Below are 504 nucleotides of genomic sequence, written 5' to 3'. Positions count from 1 at the left end.
GCGCGGCAAAGTCCGACAGGCCGGCCTCGTTCAACACGACGATCTCACCGTCTATGGTTGCGCTCTCGGCACCGAGCTCTGCGCTTGCCGCCACTATGTCGCGATATTTGGTTGTCCAGTCGAGCCCGCGGCGGGTGTAAATCCGCGTTCCGTCCTCGTCGATGATCATCTGGGAACGGTAGCCGTCAAACTTCACCTCATGAGACCAGGCGTCGCCTTCGGGAGGCTTCTCCACAAGGGTTGGCATCAACGGTTCGATGAACTTCAAACGCATGCACTGACCCACCGTCCGGCGATTCAAGCCGCCAATCTGAAATCGGTTCCGGAACATTTTAGCTAAAATGAATGTTTCGATGGTTATGAAGATAGAAGCCGCCGAATGCAGGGCAGCGCTGACGCTCATCCGGCGCACAATCGAGGAGCATTGCCCGCCTGGCGTGCTGCCGAGCGAAGAGATGGTCAACGGTCTCTATGGGCCGGGGCTCATGGATGAGGCGGAAGCCA

General features: G+C 58.3%; 1 pseudogene. It reads right to left on the bottom strand.

Annotation, left to right across the window (positions count from 1 at the left end):
- Positions 1 to 274 (bottom strand): annotated as a pseudogene (locus X742_RS140190) (ATP-dependent DNA ligase); the annotation flags it as partial.
- Between the last annotated feature and the right edge of the window lie 230 nt (positions 275 to 504).

The organism is Mesorhizobium sp. LNHC229A00, from assembly GCF_000502415.1.
GTDB lineage: Bacteria > Pseudomonadota > Alphaproteobacteria > Rhizobiales > Rhizobiaceae > Mesorhizobium.
This window is presented reverse-complemented; position numbering and strand designations above follow the sequence as displayed.